Annotated in this window: 19 protein-coding genes and 1 tRNA gene; 13 read left to right on the forward strand and 7 right to left on the reverse strand. The window is 72.1% G+C overall.

The genetic code is table 11. The features are described from left to right. Positions 1 to 239 precede the first annotated feature (239 nt). Together O3X23_RS06010 and O3X23_RS06015 are read left to right on the forward strand one after the other, a co-directional pair. A complete protein-coding gene (locus tag O3X23_RS06010; RefSeq protein ID WP_269270073.1) occupies positions 240 to 989 on the forward strand; it encodes an SDR family NAD(P)-dependent oxidoreductase in 750 nt (249 codons plus the stop codon). 218 nt (positions 990 to 1207) lie between these two features. Then, positions 1208 to 2002: a DedA family protein gene (locus O3X23_RS06015; protein WP_269270074.1), complete on the forward strand. Its 795-nt coding sequence runs from the start codon at positions 1208 to 1210 to the stop codon at positions 2000 to 2002. Positions 2003 to 2029: 27 nt separating this feature from the next. On the opposite strand, the gene O3X23_RS06020 is transcribed toward O3X23_RS06015, so the two are convergent. Continuing rightward, on the reverse strand, positions 2030 to 2674 hold the full coding sequence (locus O3X23_RS06020; protein ID WP_269270076.1) for a TetR/AcrR family transcriptional regulator: 645 nt from the start codon (positions 2672 to 2674) through the stop codon (positions 2030 to 2032). Between the two features lie 117 nt (positions 2675 to 2791). On the opposite strand from O3X23_RS06020, the gene O3X23_RS06025 reads away from it, so the two are divergent. Continuing rightward, positions 2792 to 5020, forward strand: a complete 2229-nt coding sequence (locus tag O3X23_RS06025; RefSeq protein WP_269270077.1) for an MMPL family transporter — start codon at positions 2792 to 2794, stop codon at positions 5018 to 5020. A 36-nt stretch (positions 5021 to 5056) separates the two neighbouring features. Here the strand turns inward: O3X23_RS06025 and O3X23_RS06030 are convergent, their stop codons facing one another. Beyond that, positions 5057 to 5260 (reverse strand): MarR family transcriptional regulator, encoded by a 204-nt coding sequence (locus O3X23_RS06030; RefSeq protein ID WP_269270078.1) that lies wholly within the window; start codon positions 5258 to 5260, stop codon positions 5057 to 5059. 228 nt (positions 5261 to 5488) lie between these two features. Between O3X23_RS06030 and O3X23_RS06035 the strand changes: the two genes are divergently transcribed. From O3X23_RS06035 to O3X23_RS06050, 4 genes are all read left to right on the forward strand, one after another. After that, a complete protein-coding gene (locus O3X23_RS06035; RefSeq protein ID WP_269270079.1) occupies positions 5489 to 6100 on the forward strand; it encodes an ArsR/SmtB family transcription factor in 612 nt (203 codons plus the stop codon). Then, positions 6097 to 6864: an ABC transporter ATP-binding protein gene (locus O3X23_RS06040; RefSeq protein WP_269270080.1), complete on the forward strand. Its 768-nt coding sequence runs from the start codon at positions 6097 to 6099 to the stop codon at positions 6862 to 6864. The genes O3X23_RS06035 and O3X23_RS06040 overlap by 4 nt, the downstream gene beginning before the upstream one ends. Next, complete coding sequence (locus O3X23_RS06045; protein WP_269270081.1) at positions 6864 to 9407, forward strand: FtsX-like permease family protein; 2544 nt, start codon at positions 6864 to 6866, stop codon at positions 9405 to 9407. Before O3X23_RS06040 ends, O3X23_RS06045 begins: the two co-directional genes overlap by 1 nt. 95 nt (positions 9408 to 9502) lie before the next feature. Beyond that, positions 9503 to 10990 (forward strand): cellulase family glycosylhydrolase, encoded by a 1488-nt coding sequence (locus O3X23_RS06050; RefSeq protein ID WP_269270082.1) that lies wholly within the window; start codon positions 9503 to 9505, stop codon positions 10988 to 10990. Here O3X23_RS06050 and O3X23_RS06055 read toward each other — a convergent pair. Continuing rightward, complete coding sequence (locus tag O3X23_RS06055) at positions 10987 to 11403, reverse strand: CBS domain-containing protein (RefSeq protein ID WP_269270083.1); 417 nt, start codon at positions 11401 to 11403, stop codon at positions 10987 to 10989. The genes O3X23_RS06050 and O3X23_RS06055 overlap by 4 nt on opposite strands. 187 nt (positions 11404 to 11590) lie before the next feature. Further along, positions 11591 to 11666 (reverse strand) — tRNA-Arg (locus O3X23_RS06060). Between the two features lie 326 nt (positions 11667 to 11992). On the opposite strand from O3X23_RS06060, the gene O3X23_RS06065 reads away from it, so the two are divergent. The 6 genes from O3X23_RS06065 (at position 11993) to O3X23_RS06090 (ending at position 20378) form a co-directional block, all read left to right on the forward strand. Continuing rightward, on the forward strand, positions 11993 to 13591 hold the full coding sequence (locus tag O3X23_RS06065; RefSeq protein ID WP_269270105.1) for a dynamin family protein: 1599 nt from the start codon (positions 11993 to 11995) through the stop codon (positions 13589 to 13591). 5 nt (positions 13592 to 13596) lie between these two features. Further along, positions 13597 to 15279: a GTPase gene (locus tag O3X23_RS06070; protein WP_269270084.1), complete on the forward strand. Its 1683-nt coding sequence runs from the start codon at positions 13597 to 13599 to the stop codon at positions 15277 to 15279. Between the two features lie 631 nt (positions 15280 to 15910). Then, positions 15911 to 17353 (forward strand): thioester domain-containing protein, encoded by a 1443-nt coding sequence (locus tag O3X23_RS06075; protein WP_269270085.1) that lies wholly within the window; start codon positions 15911 to 15913, stop codon positions 17351 to 17353. Between the two features lie 216 nt (positions 17354 to 17569). Beyond that, on the forward strand, positions 17570 to 19234 hold the full coding sequence (ettA, locus tag O3X23_RS06080) for an energy-dependent translational throttle protein EttA (RefSeq protein WP_269270086.1): 1665 nt from the start codon (positions 17570 to 17572) through the stop codon (positions 19232 to 19234). Beyond that, entirely contained in the window at positions 19234 to 19689 is a 456-nt protein-coding gene (locus O3X23_RS06085) for an acyl-CoA thioesterase (protein ID WP_269270087.1), read from the forward strand. The genes ettA and O3X23_RS06085 overlap by 1 nt, the downstream gene beginning before the upstream one ends. Further along, complete coding sequence (locus O3X23_RS06090) at positions 19686 to 20378, forward strand: hypothetical protein (RefSeq protein WP_269270088.1); 693 nt, start codon at positions 19686 to 19688, stop codon at positions 20376 to 20378. The genes O3X23_RS06085 and O3X23_RS06090 overlap by 4 nt, the downstream gene beginning before the upstream one ends. A gap of 31 nt (positions 20379 to 20409) precedes the next feature. Here the strand turns inward: O3X23_RS06090 and O3X23_RS06095 are convergent, their stop codons facing one another. From O3X23_RS06095 to O3X23_RS06105, 3 genes are all read right to left on the reverse strand, one after another. Then, positions 20410 to 21396: an ABC transporter ATP-binding protein gene (locus O3X23_RS06095; RefSeq protein ID WP_269270089.1), complete on the reverse strand. Its 987-nt coding sequence runs from the start codon at positions 21394 to 21396 to the stop codon at positions 20410 to 20412. Continuing rightward, positions 21396 to 24245 carry an FtsX-like permease family protein gene (locus tag O3X23_RS06100; protein WP_269270090.1) on the reverse strand — a complete coding sequence of 950 codons (2850 nt, stop codon included), beginning with the start codon at positions 24243 to 24245 and terminating at the stop codon, positions 21396 to 21398. Before O3X23_RS06100 ends, O3X23_RS06095 begins: the two co-directional genes overlap by 1 nt. Before the next feature lies 1 nt (position 24246). Then, on the reverse strand, positions 24247 to 25758 hold a 1512-nt coding region (locus O3X23_RS06105), incomplete at its 5' end, for an FtsX-like permease family protein (RefSeq protein WP_269270091.1).

The following is a 25758-nucleotide window of genomic DNA, read 5'->3' on the forward strand; positions in this document are numbered from 1 at the left end:
AAGCTCTCCGGGCACTTTCGCCCCGGCGACGCGATTGGGCCGTCCCCCAAGACGACCCGCTCTTTCATCTCACCAACGCTCCCCGGGAGCGTGGTGTTCCCTTCCATAGACCCACGAGTGGCGGTAATGGTTACGTTCCATTCGGTGTGATCTACGTCTCTTTTTTGACGCCCGCCCCCACGCGCGGCCCGAAACGGCCGATCCCGTAGCGTGCTGTCACTTCCTGAGGGGCGGAGCGCATGGCACAGAACGAGGCAGTGGGCCGGAACATCGTCGTGACAGGCGGCGGTACGGGCATCGGCCGGTCCATCGCGACCCGGCTCGCCGGGTCGGGGGACCGGGTCACGATCGTCGGCCGCCGCCGGGAGGTGCTCCGGGCCACCACCGAGGAACTGCGCGGCGAGCACGGTCTCCATGTCACCCCCGTCGACTGCGACCTCGCTGATCCCGACCAGGTGGAGGCGGCGCTGCCCCGGCTCCCGGACCGCGTCGACGTGCTCGTGAACAACGCCGGCAGTCGCGAGCTGTCGACCGGGTCGGGGCCCCAGGGGGTGCGGGCCCGCTGGCGCGGGGACTTCGAGCGCAACGTGCTGACCGCGGTGCTGCTGACCGAGTCCCTGCGCGACCGGCTCACCACGGACGGCGGCCGGGTGATCACCGTGACCTCGGTCGCGGCGCTGCGCGGCGGCGGCTCGTACGGCGCGTCCAAGGCCGCCCTGCACGCCTGGAACCACTCGCTGGCGGCCCAGCTCGGCCCGCAGGGCGTCACGTGCAACATCGTCGCCCCGGGAACGGTCGCCGGCACCGAGTTCTTCGGGGCGCGGCTCGACGACGCGGAACTGACGCGCCGGGCCGGCCGTACCCTCGTCGGCCGGGTGGGCAAGCCCGCCGACGTGGCGGCCGCCGTGGTGTTCCTGGCCTCTCCCGAGGCGGGCTTCATCACCGGCGAGATCCTGCAGTGCAACGGCGGCGAGCTGCTCGGCCGGTAGAGGGCGCCCGTCCGGCGGGAGAGCCGTCACGGTCCTCAGTAGTCCCCTGGGCCCTGCCGATTCCCGGCTCTGCGACCAGAGGTGGAGTCGGGGCAGTCCCTGGGGATGACGTGATCCTGGCAATCCCCTGGGAATCCCCCTATCAGCACGAAACTCTCTTGCAGCGCTCCAGTCGCCCCTGCCAGCTTGGGGATACGGGAGGGAAGAGGGGCAGCCCCATGGACGTTGCACAGCTTGTGTCGTCACTCGACTTCACCGCCGGTCTCGTCGAGCACCTGCGGGGTGGAAACGTTGTGTGGGCGTACGTGCTGCTGGCCGCGACCACGCTGCCGCCGCTCGTGCCCAACGCCGTGCTGCTGGTCACCGGCGGCGTTCTGGCGGCCCAGGGCCGGTTGGACCTCACCCTCGTTCTCCTGGTCGTCGCGCTGAGCGCGCTCGTCGGCGACATGCTGATCCACCGCACCGGACGGGCTGTGAGCGGCCGTGTCGTGTCCCGCATCCACCGCAGACCGCGGCAGGCAGCCCTGCTGCGGTGGGCCGCGCTGCGCATACAGCGGCAGGGGGTGCCCTTCGTCATCGCCGTGCGCTTCCTGCCGAGCGGCCGCCTGATCGGCGGCCTCGCCGCGGGAGTCGTCCGCTATCCGGCCCGCCGGTACCTGGCCGGAGCGGGTGTGGCCGAGGCGGTGTGGGCCACCTACTCCGTCGGGGTCGGCTACTTCAGCGGCCGCGCGGCCTCGAACTCCCTGTACGCCGTCGGCCTCGGCCTCGGTGTCTCCCTGCTGGTGGCGGGCGTGGGCGTGCTGGCCCAATGGGTCTCCCGGACCAGGGAGCGCCGTCAGGTCCCGAGGTCCGTTCCCGCGGCTCTGCCTGCCGGTTTCCCGGCTCCGGCGCTCGTTCGGGCCCCCGGCCGGACGCCGTCCCTTCCGGTGCGGACGTCGGGCCGGACCTCGGCCGTCCGGCCGCAGGACGCCGTGGACAAAGATTTCTGCGAATCCGCGGGGCGGGGTCACTAGCCCTAGGGCGGCCGTGGCCGACCCGGCTCAGTGGTGGCCGAGCGGCGGGCGGGACTCGGTGCCGACGTACGGGGCCAGGTAGCGGTACAGCAGCCCTTTCAACTCCTTGATGTACGCCTCCTGTTCCGCGCCTTCCTGCGCGAGGACGAGCTCCAGGCCGGTCTTGAACATCGCGAACGCGATCTCGGCGATGCGGGCGCGGTCCGCGGCCGTGAGCAGCGGCGCGCGCAACTCGATCAGCTGGTCGACCCGTTCCAGCAGGGAGGCGTGCAGCTGATCGTGCCCGTCGGTGACCTGACCCGGGGTGTCGGGGCCCTTGATCAGGGCGAGGAAGGCCGGGTTGGCGCAGTTGAAGTCGATGAAGGGGTCGACGATCCGGTCGATCATCTCGGAGAGCGGCAGCGCGGCGTTCTCGGGCGTGAAGACCACACCGTGGGCCTGCTGCATCTGCTGGATGAGCCGGCCGCCCAGCTCGACCGCGATGGCCTCCTTGTTGGGGAAGAACTGGTAGAGCGTGCCCGGTGAGACGCCGGCCTCGCGGGCGATGGCGTTGGTACTCGCGGCCCGGTAGCCGGACGCGCAGAACACGCTCGCGGCCGCTTCCAGCAGCTGCGTCACCCGCCGCTCTCCGCGCGCCTGGCGACGGCGCGGCTTCTCCTCCACCTCGGACACGTGTAGGCCCCAATCATGATTGACAAACGCGAGTGGCCGCTCGCATTGTTAAAAACGCGAGTGGCTGCTCGTGTTTTTCATTCTAAGCTCGTTCTACGGGGAGGGGACACCTCAGTGATGCCCGATGTCAACCGCGAGCACGCCGTCGGGGGCTGGACCCGGGCGGTCACCGCCCGGCCCAGGCTGACGCTGCTGCTCGCGCTGCTCTTCACCGCCCTCGCCGTGGTCGCCGGCAGCGGTGTCGCGGACCGGCTGAGCGGTGGCGGATGGGAGGCTCCGGATTCGGAGTCGTCCTACGCGACCAAGGCCCTCGAGGAGCGCTTCCCCGCCTCGCAGCCCAACCTCGTCCTGCTGGTGGACAGCCGCGGAGCGGGCGTCGACAGCCCCCAGGTGGCCGCGGCGGGACGCGACCTGGCCCGCAGGCTCGCCGCCGACCCCGCCATCGCCGGTGTCACGTCGTACTGGGGGACGGGAGCGCCCGAGTTGCGGGCGAAGGACCGTGGCGAAGCCATGATCGCGGCCCGGATCGTGGGCGGTGACGATGCGGTGGGGGCCGCCGTCGAGCGCCTGGCGCCCGCCTACCGGGGTGTTCAGGGCGCGGTGGACGTGCGGATCGGCGGGGTGGCCGCGGTCCGGCACGAGCTGCAGAGCACCATCGAGGAGGACCTGCTGCGCGCCGAGATGATCGCGCTGCCGGTCACGCTCGTGCTGCTGGTGATGGTCTTCGGCAGCGCGGTGGCGGCCCTGCTGCCCCTCGGCGTGGGCATCATCGCGATCCTGGGAACGAACGCGGTACTGCGCCTCATCACCTCCTTCACCGACGTGTCCCTCTTCGCCCAGAGCCTGACGACCGTGCTCGGCCTGGGTCTGGGGATCGACTACGCGCTGTTCATCGTCCGCCGCTTCCGCGAGGAGCTGGCGGACCGGGACGATCCCGTGGGGGCGGTGGGCGCGACCCTGCGTACCGCCGGTCGAACGGTGCTGTTCTCGGCGCTCACGGTCGCCGCCGCGCTCGCGGCGATGCTGCTCTTCCCGCAGTACTTCCTGCGCTCCTTCGCCTACGCCGGTATCGCGGTGGTGCTGCTGGCGGCCGGCGCCGCGCTGATCGTGCTGCCCGCCGCCCTGGCACTGCTCGGACACCGGGTCAACGCAGCGGACCTGCGCAAGCTGTGGAGACGACGGGCCCGTGCCGTGGAGCAGCGCGAGCCCGGAGCTGGATACGCGGCGCTCGCCCGGCTGGTGATGCGGCGCGCCCCGCTCTTCGCCATAGGTGCCACTGCGGGGCTCCTCCTGCTCGGGCTGCCTTTCCTCCAGGTCCAGTTCGGCACGGCCGACGATCGGCAGCTTCCGGCCGGAGCCGAGTCGCACGCCGTCCAGCAGCACATACGCGACGATTTCCCCGGCAAGCCGGGTGGCGGAATCACGGTGCTCGCCGAGGGCAGCACCGACCGGGACGCGCTCGCCGGATACAAGGGGAAGCTGGCCGCGCTGCCGGGAGTCGTCACGGTCGACGGACCCTTCACCGCTCCTTCCGGCGGTGCGGCGTACCTCACCGTGCTGCCCCGGACCGAGGCTGTGGACACGGCCACCCAGGACCTGGTGGGCGAGATCCGGGCGGTGGACGCCCCGTTCAGGACCTCGGCCACCGGCCAGGCCGCTGTTCTGGTCGATGCGCAGAAGGCCATCGCCGACCGCTTGCCCTGGGCGGTCGGGATGATCGTCGTCGTCACCCTCCTTCTGGTGTTCCTGCTGACCGGAAGCGTGGTGATACCGCTCCAGGCGGTGCTGCTCAACGCGCTGAGCCTCACCGCGATGTTCGGAGCGGTGGTCTGGGTGTTCCAGGACGGACATCTGTCGGGACTGCTGGGGTTCACCGCGACGGGCAGTATCGAGACCACCCTCCCGGTCCTGATGTTCTGCCTGGCCTTCGGACTGTCGATGGACTACGGAGTCTTCCTGCTGTCCCGCGTCAAGGAGGAGTACGACCGCAGCGGTGACCACGAGGGAGCGATCGTGTTCGGTGTGCGGCGTACCGGCGGGCTGATCACCGCGGCCGCGGTGATCCTCGCGGTCGTCATGGTGGCCATCGGCACCTCGCGGGTGGCCAACACCAAGATGCTCGGTCTCGGTATAGCCCTGGCTGTGCTGATGGACGCCATGGTGGTCCGCACCCTGCTCGTCCCGGCCGTCATGCGACTGACGGGCAGGGCGACGTGGTGGGCGCCGCCCGCGCTGCGCCGGTTCCATGACCGGTTCGGCATAAGCGAGGGCGGCGGAGGAGTCGTGCCGGAGTCGGCTCGCGCCCCGCAGCGCGATCGGGAGCGGGACCCCGAGCCGGTCCGGTAGCCGATGGCCGGGCGGGGGCCGGCCGTTGCGGGGGTGTCAGTCAGGGTCTCGGCGGCCCCGGTTTCCGGGCCGCCGGGCACTCCAAGCTCTGACGGTGTCGGCATACCAGAAGGGTTTGCCGCTTTCGACGACATCCGGAGGGGGCAGGTGTCCGTGCTTGCGGTACGAGCGCACGGTGTCGATCTGGACCCGGATATGTGCGGCGATCTCTGCGTACGACCACAGGGTTCGGTCGGTCATGTCACGCACCTCCCTACGGTGGTGGCTGTTGATCAGTAACCCTTGTCCTGTGAACGACTTGCTCCGACCGCCGCATGGGCCTGTTGATCGTCTGTGACACGGAACCCGCGTAATGGTGACAAACGTCGCAGACAGGTGACGATCGGGACCATGGTGGGGCTAACCCCCGTAGATATCCGCGGGGCGTCGCCAGTGCACAAGTGAGTGTGCACAAACCATTGTGTACACATGCCGAAGCAACGACACATCAAGGAGATCGGTGATCTCGGGGCGCTCAAGGCGCTCGCCCACCCCCGCCGCCAGCAGATCCTCGAACATCTGGCGCTGCACGGGCCGGCCACCTCGGCGACCCTCGCCCGCGCCCTGGACCTGAACACCGGAGCCACCAGCTACCACCTGCGGGAGCTGGGCCGGTACGGATTCGTCGAAGCGGCCGAAGGGACGGGCCGGGGGCGGGAGCGCTGGTGGCAGGCGGCGCCCGCGGACCTGCGCTTCCCGCAACGCTCCGAGCAGAGCGACGAGATGCGCCCGGTCGTCGACGAGATGAACCGTCTCGCGTTCGCCGCCGACCTCGCGCTCTTCGAGCGGTCCCAGCGCGAGATCGAGGGCGTGTGGGCGGACGGCCAGCCGTACTCCCGTGGCTCCATCCAGGTGACCCTCCCCGAACTGCGGGCGTTCTTCGAGGAGTACATCGCCCTCGTCAACCGGTACAAGCGCGCCGACGGCGAACTGCCGGAGGACGCACGCAACGTGCTCACCCGATTCCTCGCCTTCCCGGCGCCGGCCGACGACCCGGCCGTAACGACGACCGACGACACCGTGAACGGGGACCCGTCATGAACGCCTCCACCATGGACACCGACCGCATCGCCGTCGCGCCGGCCGTACGGCTGGAGGGCGTCACCAAGACCTACGGTCGGGGCCCCCGGGCCGTACGCGCCCTGGACGGGGTCGACGCCACCATTCCGCGCGGCTCCTTCACCGCGGTGATGGGACCGTCCGGATCGGGCAAGTCGACTTTCCTGCACTGCGCGGCCGGGCTGGACACGCCGACCAGCGGCACGTCCCACCTCGGGGGCACCGAGTTGACCGGGATGAACGAGACCCGGCTCACCCAGCTGCGGCGCAGCCGGGTCGGCTTCGTCTTCCAGGCGTTCAACCTCGTCCCCGCACTGACCGTCCGGCAGAACATCGCCCTTCCGCTCAGACTCGCGAAACAACGGCTCGATCCGGCCTGGTTGGAGGAGATCCTGCGCCGCGTCGGGCTGACCGGCCGCGCGGACCACCGCCCGGCGGAGCTCTCCGGGGGACAGCAGCAGCGGGTGGCCATCGCGCGTGCGCTGATCACCCGTCCCGACGTGGTCTTCGGTGACGAACCGACCGGAGCTCTGGACACCGTCACCGCCAAGGAGATCCTCGGACTCCTGCGCGGCTGCGTGGACGACACCGGGCAGACCGTCGTCATGGTCACCCACGACCCCGTCGCCGCCTCGTACGCCGACACCGTGCTTTACCTCGCCGACGGCCGCATCGCGGGCCGTGACGACGAACCCACCGCAGACCGTGTGGCCGAGCGCATGACGCACCTGGGAGCGTGGTCCTGATGTTGCCGTACGCACTGCAGACCCTGCGGGCCCGCAAGGGCGGCTTCGCGGGAGCGTTCCTCGCCCTCTTCTGCGCCGCCGCGCTCGTCACCGCGTGCGGGGTGCTGCTGGAGACCGGCCTCCGGGGTGAGATCGCGACCGAGCGGTACGCGGCCGCGCCGATCGTCGTCGCCGCCGACCAGGACGTGCACCAGACCACCGTCAAGGAGAAGAAGGGCAAGACCAAGGCCAAGCACAAGGCCAAACCGCTCGCGGAGCGGGTCTGGCTGCCGGACACCACCGTGCGGACCGTCGGCCGGGTGCCCGGAGTGCGGGCCGCCATCCCCGAAGTCACCTTCCCCGCCTACGCGGTCGGCCCGGGTACGAACGGGGGCGGGTCGAGCGGGAAGCCGTCCTTCGGACACGACTGGGCCTCCGCCGTCCTCACACCCTTCACCCTCACCGAGGGCCGCGCCCCGCAGGCGGACGGCGACCTCGTCATCGACGGTGAACTCGCCGCCCGCATGGGGCTGAAGACCGGCAGCACTGTCACCGTCCGGTCCACCCGGGCTCCGCGCGGCTACCGCGTCACCGGCATCGCCGCCCCCCAGGGCGGCGATCTGCGGCAGCAGACCTCGCTGTTCTTCACCACGGCCGAGGCCCGACGGCTGGCCGGCCACGCCGGTCAGATCACCGCGATCGGCGTCCTGCCGGAGCCCGGCGCGGACACCGCCGCCCTCACCACGAGCCTCACCTCCGCGCTGCAGGGTACGAAGGCGCAGGTGCGCACCGGGGCCGACCGTGGACCGGTGGAGTTCCCCGATGCCGCCAAGGCACGGATCAAACTCGTCAGCATGGGCGGCGCGATCGGCGGCACCTCCCTCCTCGTCGCGGTCCTCGTGGTCATCGGCACCTTCGCCCTGACCATCCAGCAGCGCTACCGGGAGATGGCCCTGCTGCGCGCCATCGCCGCCACCCCGAAGCAGATCCGCCAACTCATCGGCCGGGAGGCGCTGCTGGTCGGCCTCGCGGCGGGCGTTCTCGGCTCCGTGGCCGGTCTGCCGGTCGCCTGCTGGCTGCACTCCGAGTTCGTCCGGCTCGGCGCCGTCCCGGACACGCTGCAGGTCGCCTGGAGCCCCTTCCCGATGTTCGCGGCCCTGGGCGCCGCGCTGCTCGGCGGCTGGTCCGCGGCCCGGGTATCCGCCCGCAGGGCGGCCAGGATCCGGCCGGCCGAAGCGCTGTCGGAAGCCGCCATGGAGTCCCGTACGTTCTCCTGGGGCCGGCTGCTCGCCGGCGGGCTGTTCCTCGCGGGCGGCATCGTCCTGCTCGTCGTGCTCAGCGGTCTGCGGACCGAACCGGCGTCCACGCCGGTCACCTTCCTGACCGTGGTGGTCCTCGCCGTAGCGGTGTCCCTGCTCGGCCCGCTGCTGGCCCGCGTCGCGGCCGCGGCTGCCGCCGTTCCGCTCCGCGCCTCCCGTATCGGCGGGCATCTGGCCGCCGCCAACCTCCGCACCAATTCCCAGCGCGTCTCCGCGGCCGTCACCCCCCTCGCGCTGCTCGTCGCGATGACCTGCACCGTGATCTTCGTGCAGACGACAATGGGCCACGCCGCCCAGCGGCAGGCCGCCGAGGGCAACCGCGCCCAGTGGGTGCTCGGTGCTTCCGCACCCGGCGTGCCCGGCGAAGCCGCCGCGGCGGTGCGGCGGGTCCCGGGCGTCACCGCGGTCACCGAGATCGTACGGACCAGCGTCCGGGTCGGCCTCTCGAAGTACTCGGCGCAGGGTGTCACCACCGGCGGACTGACGACCACCTGGGACCCCGACGTCACCCAGGGCACCCTCCAGGGCTTCGGCGACGGCGACATGGCACTGAGCGAGGTCGCCGCCGACGGGCTGGGAGTACGGCCGGGCAGCACCGTACGGCTCACCCTCGGCGACGGCACTCCCGCCGCCCTCCGGGTGAAGGCCGTCTACGCACGCGGCCTCGGATTCGGCGACCTGACGATGTCCCACGACCTGGTCGCCCGGCATGTCGACAATCCGCTCGCGTCGGCGGTCCTCGTCGCCACCGACGGTCGTACCGACCGGGCGGCCCTCGGCGCGGCCGTCAGGGACTTCCCGGGCGTCGCGGTCCTCGACCACGACCAGGCGGGACAGGTCCAGGCAGCGGTCCAGCAGTCCAACGCCGAGGTCAACTACCTGGCGATGGGCCTCGTGCTCGCCTTCACGGCCATCGCGGTCGTCAACACCCTGGCGATGTCCACCGCCGACCGGTTCCGGGAGTTCGCGCTGCTGCGCCTCGTGGGCACCACCCGCCGACAGGTGCTGCGGATGCTGCGGTTGGAGGCGCTGACCGTCGTGGTCGTCGGGGCGCTGCTGGGTACCGCGATAGCCGTGGCCACTCTGACCGCGTTCAGCCTGGGGATGACGGGAGCGGCGGCTCCGCGCCTCGACCTCGCCGGATACGCGCTGATCGTTGCCCTGGCGGCAGCACTCGCCCTGCTCGCCACCGCCCTGCCGGGCCGGATCGCGCTGCGGGTCCGGCCGTCCGAAGCCATCGGCTGACCGCGAGGAAGTCCGGTTCGAACACTTGCTCCTGCGATGGCTGCCGGACAGTATCGGCAGCCATCCGTACGGAGCCCGAGCCCGAGAGGTGGGCCATGCGCCTGCGCCATCACGCCATCGCACTCGCCGTCAGCGCCGCCCTCCTGGGCGCGGGGAGCCTCCCCGCCACCGCTCAGGCCGACCCGGATCTTCCGACCGCCCCCAGCGGTCGGGCAGCGCACCCGACAGCGGCGACAGGCACCGTCACGACCCCCGACGGCCGGACCCATCTCGCCGACCGGCAGGGCCGCGCCCTGCAGTTGCACGGCCTCAACCTCGGCAAGACCGACACCGTCACCGAGGCCCGTATCGCCGAACTCACCGCGAGCGGCTTCAACCTTGTGCGGCTCAACATCCAGTGGCAGAAGGTCGAACCGAAGCGGGGCCACTACGACACCGCCTACCTGCGCTACCTCGACCGGATCATGGGCTGGGCGGACCGGTACGGCGTCCTGGTCCTCGTCGACTGGCACCAGGACGTCTTCGGGCCCGCCTTCGGCTTCAACGGCATCCCCGCCTGGGCCACCCGCACCGACGGCATCCCCTACGAACCGCTGCCCGGCGACGACTGGTTCGCCAACTACTTCCAGCCGGCGGTCGGTGCGGCCTTCCGGCACCTCTACGACGACGCCGACCTGCGGTCCGCCCAGACCGCGGCGTACACCAAGGTCGCCGCGACCCTGCGCGGCCACCGGTCGCTCCTGGGCTACGACCTGTTCAACGAGCCGTTCGGCCCGTTCACCGGCGATCCCACCGACCCGGCCACCCAGGTCGAGAACTCCGCCGCGATGGAGCGTGGCCGGCTCGCCGGCCTCTACCGCCGGCTGATCGCCGCCGTCCGCGCGGCCGACCAGGACGCCTGGCTGTTCGTCGAGCCCACCGTCCTCATCGGCCAGGGCGTCCCCACGCAACTGCCCGGTTTCCACGACCCACGACACGGCTCCGACCGTATCGGCTACGCCCCGCACTACTACGACACCGCCGTGGAGAACGGAGCCGACTGGGACCCAGCCGACGGTTTCATCGAAGCCTACGAAGCCGTCATCCGCGCCTATCCGGCCGCCCACGGCATGCCGGTCCTGGTCGGCGAATGGGGTCCCGCGAAGGCCACCGGCAGCGGTAACGCGGAGCTGATACGCCGCCAGACCGCGTCCATGCGCGGCTTCGCCACCGGATGGGCCCTGTGGTACGACTGCCACGCCGCGGAGGGCGGCGGCTACTGCGCCTATGACGCCGACGGCCGGCCCGCGCCCGGCAAGGAACCCGTCTTCGCCGGGTACGCGCCGGCGATAGCCGGGACGCCCGGCGCGGAGTCCTACGACGCCGCCACCCACTCCTACACCCTCGCCCTGACCACCACCGCGGTCTCGCGGCGCGCCTGGACGGAACTGAAGCTGCCCGCCGCGGAGTTCCCGCACGGCGCCAGGGTGACCGTCACCGGCGCCCGCGGCGCCGTCGTCCACCAGACCCCCGGCACGGCCGGCATCCTGCTCCCGGCCACCCCGCCGGGCCGAAACGTGACCGTGACGGTCACGGCCCGCTAGTTCGCGCGGATGGCGGCCGCCAGCGCTCCGGCCTCGGCCGCGCCCAGCTTGCGGGCGATATCGGCCTCGCTGATCATCCCGACGAGCGCGTCGCCGTCCAGCACGGGAATCCGGCGGACGCGCTTGGCGGCCATCGCGGCCACGACGCTGTCCGTGTGGTCGTCCGCCATGGCCGTCACGGGCTTCCCGTTCATCAGTTCGGCGGCCCGCACGGCCGACGGGTCGTGCCCCGTGGCCACGCACCGCAGAACTATGTCCCGGTCGGTGAGCACGCCCCGCAGTCCGCCGTCCGAGTCAGTGATGGCCAGGGCGCCGATGCCCGCATCCCGCATCCGTTTGGCAGCCACGTCCAGCGTCTCGTGCTCGGAGATGCTCTCCACACCCTTGTGCATGATGTCGCGTGCAGTCGCCACGGAAACTCCGTCCATCGCAGGTAAGCCCCCGCATTGACGCTAGGCGAGCCCGCCCCGCCCTGCATCCGGAGCCACCCGCGGCTCGCCCACAAGACTGGCGACACCCCTCGGCCGCCTCGGGCCCGCACACAGGGCGCTGACCTGCGGAAAGGTTTCCGCTCTCGGGTACGCCGGACGGGTGGTGCTGTGGTGCCCCCAGCAGGACTCGAACCTGCGGCCAAGTGCTTAGAAGGCACCTGCTCTATCCACTGAGCTATGGGGGCCGGACAGTGGCCGCGGCTGTCTCCGCCCCTGGGTGGTTCCGTGACCTGGCCGGGGTCAAGGATAGGGCGCGATGGACCTGCTACCGGTTGCTTCACCTCCGTGACACGTTGTGGAGGTTCAGTGAAGCGGTCCGATAATCGCAGGCGGGTACGAATGCTGCACCGCTTTTTCCGCCTCAGTCGACGGCTGTTGTGCACTCGTTATGCCCGGGTCTCGGCCGCGCCCTTAGCGCCGTAACGGGTGTGTGCGGGCCGAAAAGGTGTGAACTGGGCGGTATACGCTTCAAAAATGCGCCAAAATGGGGCATTCTGCCAGTGTGGCGATCTTGGACGTACGGCCTGATCTGCTCGACGCACTGTCCGCGCTGCGCGACCGCGTCGACGTCGCGCGTTTCCCGTTCCCCGTTCCTGGAGCCGCGCGGGCCCGCCGTACCCGCCAGGAGCTGATCGCGCAGCTCGACGATTATCTGGTGCCCCGGCTGCGGACCCCTGAAGCGCCGCTGCTGGCGGTGGTCGGCGGATCGACGGGGGCCGGGAAGTCCACGCTGGTCAACTCGCTGGTGGGACGGCGGGTCAGTGAGGCGGGGGTGCTGCGTCCGACGACGCGGACGCCGGTGCTGGTGTGCCACCCCGCGGACCGCGCCTGGTTCGCCGACTCGCGGATCCTGCCGGGCCTGGCGCGGGCCTGGTCCACGCGGCCGGGGACGCGGGAGGACGAGGACGGGGGCGCCGAGGGCGAACTGCTGCGGCTGGAGATCGACGACGCGGTGCCCAGGGGCCTCGCGCTGCTGGACGCGCCCGACATCGACTCGCTGGTCGCGCGCAACCGCGAGCTGGCCGCGAAGCTGATCTGCGCGGCGGACATCTGGATCCTGGTCACGACCGCGTCGCGGTACGCCGACGCGCTGCCCTGGCATCTGCTGCGCACCGCCAAGGAGTACAACGTCACGCTGGCCACCGTGCTGGACCGGGTGCCGCACCAGATCGCCGAGGACGTCGGCCGGCACTACGCGGCGCTGCTGGCGAAGGCCGGGCTCGGGGACGTACCGCGTTTCACCGTTCCGGAACTGCCCGAATCGGCGGGCGGCGGCGGGCTGCTGCCGCGGACCGCGGTCGCCGCGCTGCGCCAGTGGCTGACGCAGTACGCCGAGGACCCGGCCGCCCGCCGGCAGGCGGCGCACCGCACCGCGGTCGGTGTCCTGGACTCGATGCGCGCCAGGATGCCGGCGCTGGCCGCCGCCTCGGCCGTCCAGCACGCGGCGGCGGTGCGCCTGGCGCGCGGCACGGAGGATGCGTACGCCGAGGCCGCGGAACGGATCGACAGCGCTGTGACGGCCGGGGTCCCGTTGGCCGGCGAGGCGCTGGCGCGCTGGCTGGAGTACCCGCACTGCGGGCTGGAGGCGCTGCAGTCCGCGCTCGCCGACGGGCTCGCGACCCTGCTGCGCTCCGAGGTGGACGAGGCCGACGAACGCGTCGCCGCCGGATGGCAGCGGGACCGTGCGGGGGCCGCGCTGCTCGCGGAACCCGGTGTGTGCCCGGACCGGGCGGCCACCGCCGAGCGGATCGACGCCGCGGTCGTGCGGTGGCGCGCGGGTCTCACCGACCTCGCGTACGCCGAGGTGCGGGCCGCCCGCGACGCGGATCGTGCCGCGGCCGACCCGGAGGACGCGGCGGCGCTGCTGGCCACCGTCCTGCTCGGCGGCCGGCGCGGGAGCGCGGCCGGCGAACGGCTCGCGGACACCGTCGGGGCGCAGGCCGCGCTGCGGATGCGCGACCGGGCGCGGGAGCGGCTGGAGGACGGGGTCGCCGGGCTGCTGCGCGGCGAGTGCGAGCGGCGGCTGGCGCCCGTGGACGCCCTCGACGTGACCGCGCGGCAGCAGTCGTCGCTGATCGCCGCACTGTCCCTACTGCAGAAGGAGAGGTGACCGGCGTGGCTTCCACGGCAGGAACCGGCACGGGCGCCGCGAGGGGAACCGGTGGCGCCGGAGGAACGCGTGAGGCCGGGGAGAGCGGAGCGCGGGACTCCTACGGCGTCCGGCGCCCCCCGGACCCGCTCGCGGCCCGGGTCGAAGCGCTCGGGGAGCTGCTGGGGCTGTCCAGGGCGCGCGTCAGCCCGGACGAACTGGCCGAGAGCGGAGCGCTGTTGCAGCGGCTCGGCGAGCGCCGGCGGCTGTCGCTCGACCACACGGTCGTCGCGCTGGCCGGTGCCACCGGGAGCGGCAAGTCGACGTTGTTCAACGCGCTCGCGGGACTGGAGCTCTCCGCGACGGGCGTCCGCCGGCCGACGACCGCCGTACCGGTCTCCTGCTCCTGGGACCCCGTGGGCGCGGCCGGGCTGCTCGACCGGCTCGGCATCGCCCCGCAGGATCGTTACGCCAGACGGAGCGTGCTGGACGGCGCCGATCGCGTCCCTGGGACCGACGAGCGGCTGGCCGGACTCGTGCTGCTGGACATGCCGGACCACGACTCGGCCGCGCCCGGCCACCGCGACCAGGTCGACCGGCTGCTGCGGCTGGTGGACGTCGTGGTGTGGGTGCTGGACCCGGAGAAGTACGCGGACGCCGCGCTGCACGAACGCTATCTGCGGCCGCTGGCCGGCCACGCGGACGTCACGCTGCTGGTGCTCAATCAGGTGGACCGGCTGCCGGGTGACGCCGCCGACCAGGTACTCGACGATCTGCGGCGGCTGTTGGACGAGGACGGACTCGCGGTGGGCGAGCACGGCGACGCCGGCGCGGTGGTGCTCGCGGTCTCGGCGCTCAACGGGGTCGGCGTGCCCGATCTGCGGGCCTGCCTCGGCCAGATCGTGGCGGAGCGGGGATCGGCGAACCGGCGGCTCGCGGCCGACGTGGACCGCACCGCCGACCGGTTGCAGCCCCTGTACGTGGGCGAGGGCGCGGTGGGCCTGACGGATCCCGCGCGCGAGGAGTTCGTCGACCGGTTGGCCGACGCGGTGGGGGTCACGGGCGCCCGCGAGGCGGCGGAGCGCGCGTGGGCGCGCGCGGCGGATGCCGCCTGCGGCACCCCGTGGGGGCGGCTGACGGCCGATCGGCAGGGCGGGGCGGGCCTGGCGGCCCGGGGGCCGGCCGGGCTCGCCGCGTCCCGTCCCGCGGTGGACGAGGCGGTGCGCGCGCTCACGGACGATGCGGCCCAGGGGCTGCCCGCCCCGTGGGCGCAGGCGGTGCGGGACGGGGCGCGGCGCGGTGGCGAGGGACTGCCTGCGGCGCTGGACGCGGCGGCGGCCCGTGCGGAGCCGGGAGAGCCGGAACGGCCCGCCTGGTGGTCGGCGGTGGGCGCCGTCCAGTGGCTGCTGATGAGCCTCGCGGTGGCCGGGGCGGTGTGCCTGGTCGCGATCGCGGTGGACTCGCTCGACGCCTCGTGGTGGCTGCCGGTCGCCCTGCTCGCGGTCGGTGCCCTCGGCGGCCAGGCGCTCGCCTGGGCCTGCCGTATGGCCGCGCGCGGCCCGGCCCGGCGCTACGGGCAGGTTGCCGAGCGCCGGTTGCGGGCCGCCGCGGCGGACTGCGGCCGGGCGCGGGTGCTGGAACCCGTCGCGGCGGAACTGCTGCGCTACCGGGAGGTGCGGGAGCAGTACGCGGTGGTGGCGGGCGGCTGAGGCCATGGGCCCGGCACCCCGGGGTTCCCGGGCCGAGATTTCACCTGAAAGGGTGACGGAGATATCCACAACCCGTCGGTTATCCACAGATTGCAGCCGGTTTTTCCATGCTCCGTGCTGATCGTGCACGATGTCCCCAGGGCTTTCGGGGCGGGCTTTTCGATGACGATCGGCAACGAGGGGAGGGCGGGCGGATGAATGAGGCGTCCACGTGGGGGGAATGGCGTGAGGCGGGCCGAATTCGGGAGGGGCGCGGCGGGGGCGCAGATCATACGAGTCGGCTGGTGACGACGGGGGCGATCGGAACCCATTTGTCCTGCGGGCGGAGCCGTTCCGGCGGGATGTCGGGGCTCCGGACGGAGCTCATATCCACCCTGGGGGCTGAGATGTCCGGAGACGACCGTTAATCCAGCTTTTAGGTGAGTGAATGACCTGGACGACTTATCGACATTCCCATGACTATCCCTTCATCACATAACGATTGCGATTCGAAATGGTTAGGGGAGGGGATTGTTGGTGGCCGGGATACCTGTGCTTCCTAGGATTCCTTCGGTACTGCGGGGGCTCGGATGCTCTCGGAGCCGCAGGCGAGGCCACCCTCACGACCCGGCTTCGCCCGAAGGGGAGTTCCATGTTCAAGATTCAGAGGCGAGGCGTTGCCCGCCTCACCACCGCGGGCCTGGTCACGGGTCTGCTCGCCGCTGGTGCGATATCCGGCGCGGGGATCGCGCTCGCGGACGACGTCGCGCCGGCCGCCGGTGGCGCGACGGCCGTTCTGGCCGGCCTGCAGCCGGGCCAGTTCGGTGACGCCGTCTACAAGGACGGCAAGGGTGGGAAGCAGACCGTCTCCGCCGGCCTGTTCCGCATGGATGCCAAGGGCGGCGGCACGCTGCAGACGTACTGCATCGACATCGGCACCCACACGGCCCCCGGCGCCAACTACCAGGAAGCCTCCTGGGGTGCTTCGTCGCTGCACGACGCCGACACCGCGAACAAGATCAACTGGATCCTGCAGCACTCGTACCCGCAGGTGAACGACCTCGCCGCGCTGGCGAACACGTCGGGCGCCAAGAAGCTGACGGCAGAGCAGGCCGCCACCGGCACCCAGGTCGCCATCTGGCGCTTCTCGGACCACGCGGACGTCACCGCCAAGAACCCGAAGGCGGAGCTGCTCGCCGACTACCTGGAGGCGCAGGCGAAGAACGCCTCCGCCGCCACGGAGCCGAAGGCGTCGCTCTCCCTCACGCCGACCGCCGTCTCGGGCAAGGCCGGCGAGAAGCTCGGCCCGATCACCGTCCACACCAACGCCGCCTCGGCGAAGGTGCGCCTGGCCGGTGACGCGCCTGACGGCGTCAAGATCGTCGACAAGACCGGCAAGCCGGTCACCAACGTCACCGACGGTGCCGAGCTCTTCTTCGACGTGCCGGCCGGCACCGCCGACGGCAACACCAAGCTCGTCGTTGAGGCCGCCACCAAGATCCCGGTCGGCCGCGTCTTCACCTCGGTGGGCAAGGTCCGCAAGCAGACCCAGATCCTCGCCGGCTCCAGCGAGAGCAGCGTCTCCGCTCCGGCCGCCGCCACCTGGGCCTCGAAGGGCGCGGTCCTGGCCGTCTCCGCCAAGGTCAACTGCGCCGTCGGCGGTGTGGACGTGACCGTCACCAACGAGGGTGACAAGCCGTTCACCTTCCCGCTCGGCGACAAGAGCTACACGATCGAAGCGGGCAAGTCCCAGACGGTCACCGTCCCGGCCAAGGAGGACGCGAGCTACACGATCGTCGTCCCGCTCCCGGACGGCACCACGAAGACCTTCACCGGTGTTCTGGACTGCAAGGCGACGGGTCCCGGCACGCCGACCCCGACGCCCAGCGCCACCCCGAGCACCCAGCCCAGCCCGGCTTCGGCCGGTACCACCACCGGCACCACCGGCACCACCGGCGGTGACCTCGCTCAGACGGGTGGCAGCAGCGCCACCCCGATGATCGCCGGCATCGCCGTCGCGCTCGTCGTGCTCGGCGGCGGCGCGGTCTTCTTCCTCCGCCGGAAGAAGTCGGCCGCAACTCCCGCGAGCGAGTAGCGGCGGGCAGTGACCGCGGGCTGAAACAGCCGCAGTAGCGGGGGCGGGACTCTTGGAGTCCCGCCCCCGTTCCGTTCCCGCGGACATCAGGTCCGGCGGAGAAGGCGCAGGCAGGCGCCGGGCAAGGCCTCTCTGACCTACCCGTTCGCCCCGTGGGGTGGACGTGCGGCAAGATGGGGTGTATCTGCCCACACATCGATTGCCGGACGGTTTCTCTTGGCTGAGTACATCTACACGATGCGCAAGACGCGCAAGGCGCACGGCGACAAGGTCATCCTTGACGACGTGACGCTGAGCTTCCTGCCCGGCGCGAAGATCGGTGTGGTGGGTCCCAACGGTGCCGGTAAGTCCACGGTGCTGAAGATCATGGCCGGCCTGGAGCAGCCTTCCAACGGTGACGCCTTCCTGTCGCCCGGTTTCACCGTCGGCATCCTCATGCAGGAGCCGAAGCTCGACGAGTCCAAGACGGTCCTGGAGAACGTCCAGGACGGCGCCGCCGAGATCATGGGCAAGCTCAACCGCTTCAACGAGGTCGCCGAGCTCATGGCGACCGACTACTCGGACGCGCTGCTCGACGAGATGGGCAAGCTCCAGGAGGACCTGGACCACGCCAACGCCTGGGACCTCGACGCCCAGCTGGAGCAGGCCATGGACGCGCTGGGCTGCCCGCCCGGCGACTGGCCCGTCACCACCCTCTCCGGCGGTGAGAAGCGCCGCGTCGCGCTCTGCAAGCTGCTGATCGAGGGACCGGACCTGCTCCTCCTCGACGAGCCCACCAACCACCTCGACGCCGAGTCGGTGAACTGGCTGGAGCAGCACCTGTCGAAGTACGCGGGCGCCGTCGTCGCCGTCACTCACGACCGGTACTTCCTGAACAACGTCGCCGAGTGGATCCTCGAGCTCGACCGCGGGCGCGCAATCCCCTACGAGGGCAACTACTCCACGTACCTGGAGAAGAAGGCCACCCGCCTCAAGGTCGAGGGCCGCAAGGACGAGAAGCGCGCCAAGCGCCTCAAGGAAGAGCTGGAGTGGGTCCGCTCCAACGCCAAGGGCCGCCAGGTCAAGTCCAAGGCGCGCCTCGCCCGTTACGAGGAGATGGCCGCCGAGGCCGACAAGGTGCGCAAGCTGGACTTCGAGGAGATCCAGATCCCGCCGGGCCCGCGGCTGGGCTCCATCGTCGTCGAGGTCAACAACCTCTCGAAGGCGTTCGGCGACAAGGTCCTGGTCGACGACCTCTCCTTCACCCTGCCGCGCAACGGCATCGTCGGCATCATCGGCCCGAACGGCGCGGGCAAGACCACGCTGTTCAAGATGATCCAGGGCCTCGAGCCCGCGGACTCGGGCTCGGTCAAGATCGGTGACACGGTCAAGATCAGCTACGTCGACCAGAGCCGCGCCAACATCGACCCCAAGAAGACCCTCTGGGCGGTCGTGTCGGACGAGCTGGACTACATCAACGTCGGCCAGGTCGAGATGCCTTCGCGGGCCTACGTCTCCGCCTTCGGCTTCAAGGGTCCTGACCAGCAGAAGCCCGCCGGCGTCCTCTCCGGTGGTGAGCGCAACCGGCTGAACCTGGCGCTCACGCTCAAGGAGGGCGGCAACCTGCTGCTCCTCGACGAGCCCACCAACGACCTCGACGTCGAGACCCTGTCCTCGCTGGAGAACGCGCTGCTCGAGTTCCCGGGTGCGGCCGTGGTCATCTCCCACGACCGCTGGTTCCTGGACCGGGTCGCGACCCACATCCTCGCGTACGAGGGTGAGTCCAAGTGGTACTGGTTCGAGGGCAACTTCGAGTCGTACGAGAAGAACAAGGTCGAGCGGCTCGGCGCCGACGCGGCCCGCCCGCACCGCGCCACCTACAAGAAGCTGACCCGCGGCTGATGGCCCGGCACATCTACAGCTGCCCGCTGCGCTGGTCGGACATGGATGCCCTCGGGCACGTCAACAACGTGGTCTTCCTGCGGTACCTGGAAGAGGCGCGGATCGACTTCATGTTCCGGCTGGCGCCGGGTGAGGGCAGCACGTCGTTCACGGGCGGGTCCGTCGTGGCCCGGCACGAGATCGACTATCTGCGACCGCTGGTCCACCGGCACGCGCCGGTGACCATCGAGTCGTGGGTGACGAAGATAGGCGCGGCCTCGATGACCGTCGCGTACGAGATCAGGGACGAGGAGACCGTGTACGTACGGGCCTCCACGGTCGTGGTGCCGTACAACCTGGCGGAAGCGCGGCCGCGGCGGATCAGCGCGGAGGAGCGGTCCCTGCTGGAGCCGTACTACGAAGGGCTGCCGAAGAAGAAGGCGGCAGCCGTGGCAGAAGAGGCCGTCGCCGCATGACGCGACTGCTTCTCGCCGGTGCCGGGGAGGCGGCGGGGCTCGCCGCCTTCCTGGGCCGGCTGGTCCGCTGGGACAAGGCCGCCGTGGTGCGGCTGCGCTCCGCGGAGGGGGTGCTGGCGGTCTTCGGCCAGCCGCCCTTCGGTGGCGTGCTCGCCATTCGCACGGCCTCGCTCCGCGAGGTCCTGGACCTCGATGCCACCGTCTCGGCGGGGCAGTTGCTGGAAGGCATCGAGGAGAGTTCCGGGGCACCCGCAGAGGCGGACACCGGCGAGGGCGGTGACGCCGTCGTGATCCCGCCATCCGTCACCGGCCCCGCGTGGGCCGGACTGCTGCCGCCGCGCGGTGGCTGGCAGCGGATCGCGGAGTTCGCGCCGGAGGACGTACGGGCCGCCGCGAAGCGGCTGGTGGGGGAGTTCCGCTCCCGCACCGAAGTGCTGGTGCCGGAACGGCGGACGCGGGCCGAGCTCGACGCGCTCGCCGAAGAGGTCTGGTCCCGGCCGGTCGGGGACACGGTGCTGCCGATGCGCGCCGTGCACGCGGCGCAGGCGCTGGGATTCCTGCGGGGAGGCGGCGCCGAGCCGTTCCTGCTGCTGACGGCGGGGGCCTGGCTGCGGCTGCGCACGCCCTACGGCTCGGTCGCCGTACGGCGCACCGCCCTCGGCTCCGGCCTGACCGTGACGCCCGCCTGAGGGCCGGTCTGCCGCCAGGACAGGCCCGCCCTCAGTCCTCCTCCGTCGGAGCCGGCCGGTCCGGCCAGACGCCGATGTGGTCGGACTCCAGTTCCAGCAGGACCCGGTTCTCGATGGAGAGCGCCGCCGTGTAGTCGCGCGGGAGCTGCAGCCGTCCGGCGCGGTCGACGGTGGCGTATTCGCGGGCGACGACCGACTCCTGGCCGTGTTCGTCGATCTCGGTGTGGCGCAGCACCTCGGAGGCCGTCCGGCCGTCCCTGATCGCGACCGTGCGCCGTACCGCGCCGGCCACGGCGTGGTCGTGGGTGACGACGACGACGGTCGTGCCGAGCTCCTCGTTGGCGGTCCTGAACGCGGCGAAGACCTGCTCGCCGGTGGCCGAGTCCAGCTCGCCGGTGGGCTCGTCGGCCAGCACCAGGGATGGGGAGTTGGCGAGCGCCACGGCGATGGCCGTGCGCTGCTGCTCGCCGCCCGACATCTGGCCGGGGTGCCGGTCGTGGCAGTAGCCGACGCCCAGCATGGTCAGCAGCTCCGTGGCGCGGGCGGCGTGCAGCCGCTTGGCGCGGAACCCGTCCCGGCCGGACAACTGCATCGGCAGCACGACGTTCTGAGCTGCCGTCAGGTACGGCAGCAGATTGCGGGCGGTCTGCTGCCAGACGAAGCCGACGACCTCCCGCCGGTACCGCAGCCGGGACTTGGCGTCCATGTCCAGCAGGTCGTAGCCGCCGACGGACGCCGCGCCCGCGGTCGGGACGTCGAGGCCGGCGAGGATGTTGAGCAGGGTGGACTTGCCGCTGCCCGACGCGCCGACCAGGGCCATCAGCTCGCCCTCGGCGACGAGCAGGTCCAGGCCCTGCAGCGCCTGGACCTCGACGCCGTCGGCCGTGAAGATCCGTACCAGCCGGTCGCAGCTGATGAGCGCGTTCTGCCCGTAGGCGGGCTGCTCGCGGCGGGCGGCCGCCCGCTCCTCCAGATCGGCAAGGGTCGTCGTCGCGCCGCCCTCGGTGGTTTTGGTCATCAGCGGTCTCCTACTCTCAGGTCCTTGCTCTCACGGCGGCGTCCGGTCACCCACACCTGGACCATCAGCACCACATAGGCCAGCGCCAGCAGCCCGGCCGACGGCAGCGCCAGCGAGAGCGGGTCGACGCGCAGCCCGAGGCCGGTGGGTACGGACGTGCCCGGGTCGCTGCCGAACGCGAGCGCGGTGATGTCCACGCCGGGTCCGAGCAGCGGGATCACGGCGAGGCCGACGAGCACGCCGCCGATCGCCGCCAGCAGGGCCTGCGGCAGCATCTCCAGGAACGCCAGCCGTCGCCCGTCGCGCCGGCCCATTCCCATCGTCCGCATCCGGGCGAGCAGCGCGGCCCGTTGGGGGGCGGCCTGGAGCAGGGACAGCAGCAGCGCGAGCGCGCTGTAGCCGGCGCCGCCCGCGACCGCGGCGAGGAAGATGCCCCGGGCGCCCGACTGCAGGGCCGAGTCGGCGAGCGTGGCGCGCTCCTCGCTCAGCAGGGACACGAACATGTCGGCGCCGGTCGCGGTGGTGGCGGCGCGCAGCGCCTTGCCGTCGATCGCGCCGTCCGCCGTGACCATCAGCACGGTGGGGCCGGTGTACTGGCTGTAGTTCATGTCCGGGTGGCGTTTGACGAGTTGCGCGGACGAGACAATCACGAAGTCGGCGTTGGGCGCCGCTGCCGTGAGGTCCAGTACCGCGGCGGCCTTGATCTCGGTCGTTCCGATGGCGGGCTGTACCGGGACGGTCCCGCCCGCGAGCTTCGCGGCGACGTTCCGGGAGACGACGGCCGGCATGGGGCCGGTGCCGTCGTCGTGCAGGAGCACGTCGGCCGGGAAGGCGGGGAGCCCGCTGGAACGGGTCAGCGCGGCGTACGCGACCGGGTCGACGCTGACCAGGCTGTAGGGCATCCCGAAGCCGGTGGTGGAAGCGCTGGGCTCGATCCGGACGCCGAGGGTCACGGCGACGCCCGGCACCTTGCGGATGCTGGCCGCGAGCTTCTCCGGCAGGACGAAGTTGGCGTCGATCCTGGCGTCCGCGCCGATCGCCGCGCGCGCCGCCTCGTCACGGCCGTCCGCGACCCCGGCCAGCACCGAGCCGCCGAACGAGGCCACGGTCAGCGACATCAGCAGGGCCAGCAGCGGCAGTTGGGCACTGGCGGGGGAGCGGCCGGCGCGGGCCAGCCCGAGGTGGGTGACGGCGCCGCTCAGCCGGGCCGCGGGCCGGGCGAGCAGTCGCAGCGGCAGCGGGTACAGCCGCAGCAGGATGAGGGCGGCGGCGATGGCGACGAGGACGGGCGCGGCGGCGAGGAACGGGTCGGCGCCGCTGACGGTGCCCCGTCGTCGCAGGGCGGCCACCGCGCCGATGACCAGGACGGTGATCGTGAGCTCGGCCACCGTACGGCGCCGGGAAGGCCGGGCGTCGGCCATGTCCTCGCGTGCGGCCGGGCGCGGCCGGCGGTGCACGGCGACGGCCCGCAGCGGCAGGGCGAGCGAGGCCGTCACGGCCACGGCGGCGCCGAGCAGCACGGACAGCAGGTAGCGGTCGGCCGGCAGCAGGACGAGGGCGAGCACGATGCCGACGGTCGCGGCCGGCACGGCGGCCACCGTCGTCTCGCCGAGCAGGCGTCCGACCATGCCGCGCACGGAGCCGCCGCGCGAGCGCAGCAGGGCGAGCTCGCCCCGGCGCCGCTCGGCGGCGAGGCCGCCGGCCATGAGCAGGACGGCGAACGCCGTGGCCCCGACGCCGATCGCGGCGACCAGGACCAGCGGCAGCGCCGCCGTCCGGGCGCGTTCGTAGGAGGTGAGCAGCCGGCCGAGCCCGGTCGTGGTGCGCAGGTAGCTGTTGGTGCTCGACTGCAGCGCCGCCGCGTCGGGACCGCTGTCGAGCGAGGCCAGCTGCGTCTGGATCGCGGCGACGTCCTGGGGAGTGAGCCGGCTGGTGTCGACGGGGTGGTGCCAGTAGAAGGACGCGCCCTTGCCCAGGCCGAGCAGGGTGGGTGCCGCCTCCGGGGCGATCAGCACGGTGAAGTGCCAGTAGAACGTGGGGAAGTCGCCGGGTTGCGGGGGAGGGGACGTCAACTGGGGGGTGAGGACGTCCGGTTCCTCGTTCCAGTACGGGCTGCCCGGTTCCGTGGGCGAGACGATTCCGGTCACATGGACGATGAACGCCGCGCGCAGGGTGCTGAGGTGGATCTCGGATCCGGGACGCAGGCCCATCACCTTGGCGGTCTGCTCGGTGATGGCCGCGTCGACGCGGCTCACCGCGCCCGACGGGTCGCCGGCAGCGGGACCGCGCGGCATGCTGCCGGCCACCAGCCGGGAGTGCTGCTCGAGACCCTGCTGGGCGACGAGGTCGGCCTTCGGGTTGAGCGCCTTGGTCGGCCGGGGCAGTGCGGGATCCAGCGCGGCGGAGTCGCTGCCGGTCCTGACCCCGTACACGGACTGGCCCGGCAGCAGCCGCAGCGGCGGCTGTACGAGCTTCTGGAACTCCGCCTCGACGTCGGCGAGCCGCTCCGGTGCGAACCGCGACGTTCCGCTCGCTCCCTCGGTGTCCGGACCCGACGAGGAATCGCTGAGGGTGAGGGTGCGGTCGCGCAGTTTGGCATCGGCGAGCGAGCCGCGCAGCGCCTTGATCTCGTAGCGGTCCACCGCCCGCGGCAGCGCGGCCGCGAGGAAGGAGGTGACCAGGACGAGCAGGGCCATCGCGATGGCGGCGGCCGGAGCGGCGCGCAGCCGGACCCGCACCCAGGAGAGCGCGGCGGTGTGCTGAGCCGCGGATGCCGCCGGATCAGCGGTGCCGTCCGGGCCGTCGGGCGCGGCCTTCCCGCCGGGGAGACCTTCGGTCCCGTTCGTCATGTCAGTCCTCCCCTTGCCTGCGCAGCGCGGTCACCGGGTCGCCGCGCCGGACCGCCGTCAGGACGACCAGCAGCAGCGGTACGACCAGCACGATCGCGATCAGCTGCGCGAGCGGGCCCACCGGCAGGATGACCAGCAGTTCCGGGACGGGCTGGGACGCCTGCGCCGTCAGAACGATCAGCGGTACGACCAGCCGGGTCAGCAGCGCGCCCAGCGCCACGCCGACGACCAGGGCGAGCAGTACCAGCAGCCCCTGCTCCGCGGCCATCATCCGGGCCAGTTTGCGGCGGGGCGCGCCCAGCGCCCGCAGGACCGCGAACTCCCCGTTGCGCTCGCGGATCGCGCCGGCCGAGCTGACCGCGAAGCCCACCGCCGCCAGCACGGCGGCGGCGATCACGGCGGCCGGCAGCACCGACTGCGGTCCGGCGCCGAGCGGGTCGGCCCGCATCTCCGACGAGGTCTCGTCGCGTACCAGCAGCGCGTCGATGTCGGCCCGGTCGCGCAGTGCGGCGGCGATCTGTGCGGTGGCGCCCGGCCGGGCCGACAGCCACCACTCGCCGGGCTCCATGCCGCGGCCGCCGGTCGCGTTGAGCATCCGGTTCACGGCGCGCAGGTCCAGCAGCAGCGCCCCGCCGTCCTTCAGGGACGACGGCGCGGTGGTGCCGGGCAGGGCGCGGACCACGGAGGTGATGCGTACGGACGTCTCGACGCCGTTCAGTTCGACGCGGACGTCGCTGCCCACCTTGCTGCCGGTGGCCCGCAGGAAGGCGTCGGTGGCGATCCCGGAGAGCGGCGGGGCAGCCGGTTCGGCGAGGCGTACGGAGAGGTGGGCGCCCTTGGAGTCCCCCAAGGTGGGGTCGGCGGCACCGGTGGCGTAGTCCACGGTCAGTGCGTCGCCGGCGGCGGTGCCGGTGACGGTCCCGGCGTTCGGCTGGAGGGCGGGGTCACCACCGAGCGACACGTCGGCCCGCTGCATCTGCGCCTTCGCCGCCCAGGACGAGCCGGCGGCGGCCTTCAGTGAATGGACGGAGCCGTCCGCGGAGGTGATCGCCGGGGCGAGGGTCAGCCGGTGCTTCTCGACGAAATCGGGTGCCGCGTAGTCGACTTCGACGCGGGTGAGCCGCAGCGGGCCCGCGGGGGAGCCGCCCGTCCGGCCTGCCGCGTCGGTGAGGTCCAGGACGAGGAGGTGCGGTTTCGCGTCGGCCGGGACGTCGCCGAGCGGGAAGGCGTACGAGACGCCGTTGGCGTCCTTGAGGACCACGGTGAGCGAGTCGATGACCTCGCCCCGTCCGTCGGAGTCGAGCCGCGCGGTGAACCGCAACTGCTGGGCGGCGGTGTCGACCGGAAAACCGCCGGTCTCCCGGGCCTCGCCGGCCGGGCCGCCCCGCAGCGGCCGGAGCAGCTCGGGCAGCTCGGAGGAGATCTGGACGCCGGCGATCACCGGGTCCTGGGCGGTGGCTTCGATGCTCTGCCGCACGTCGTCCCGCACCCCGGGCATCCCGGGCACCTCCAG

Origin of the sequence: Streptomyces sp. H39-S7, assembly GCF_027158205.1 — a bacterium.
Classification (GTDB): domain Bacteria; phylum Actinomycetota; class Actinomycetes; order Streptomycetales; family Streptomycetaceae; genus Actinacidiphila.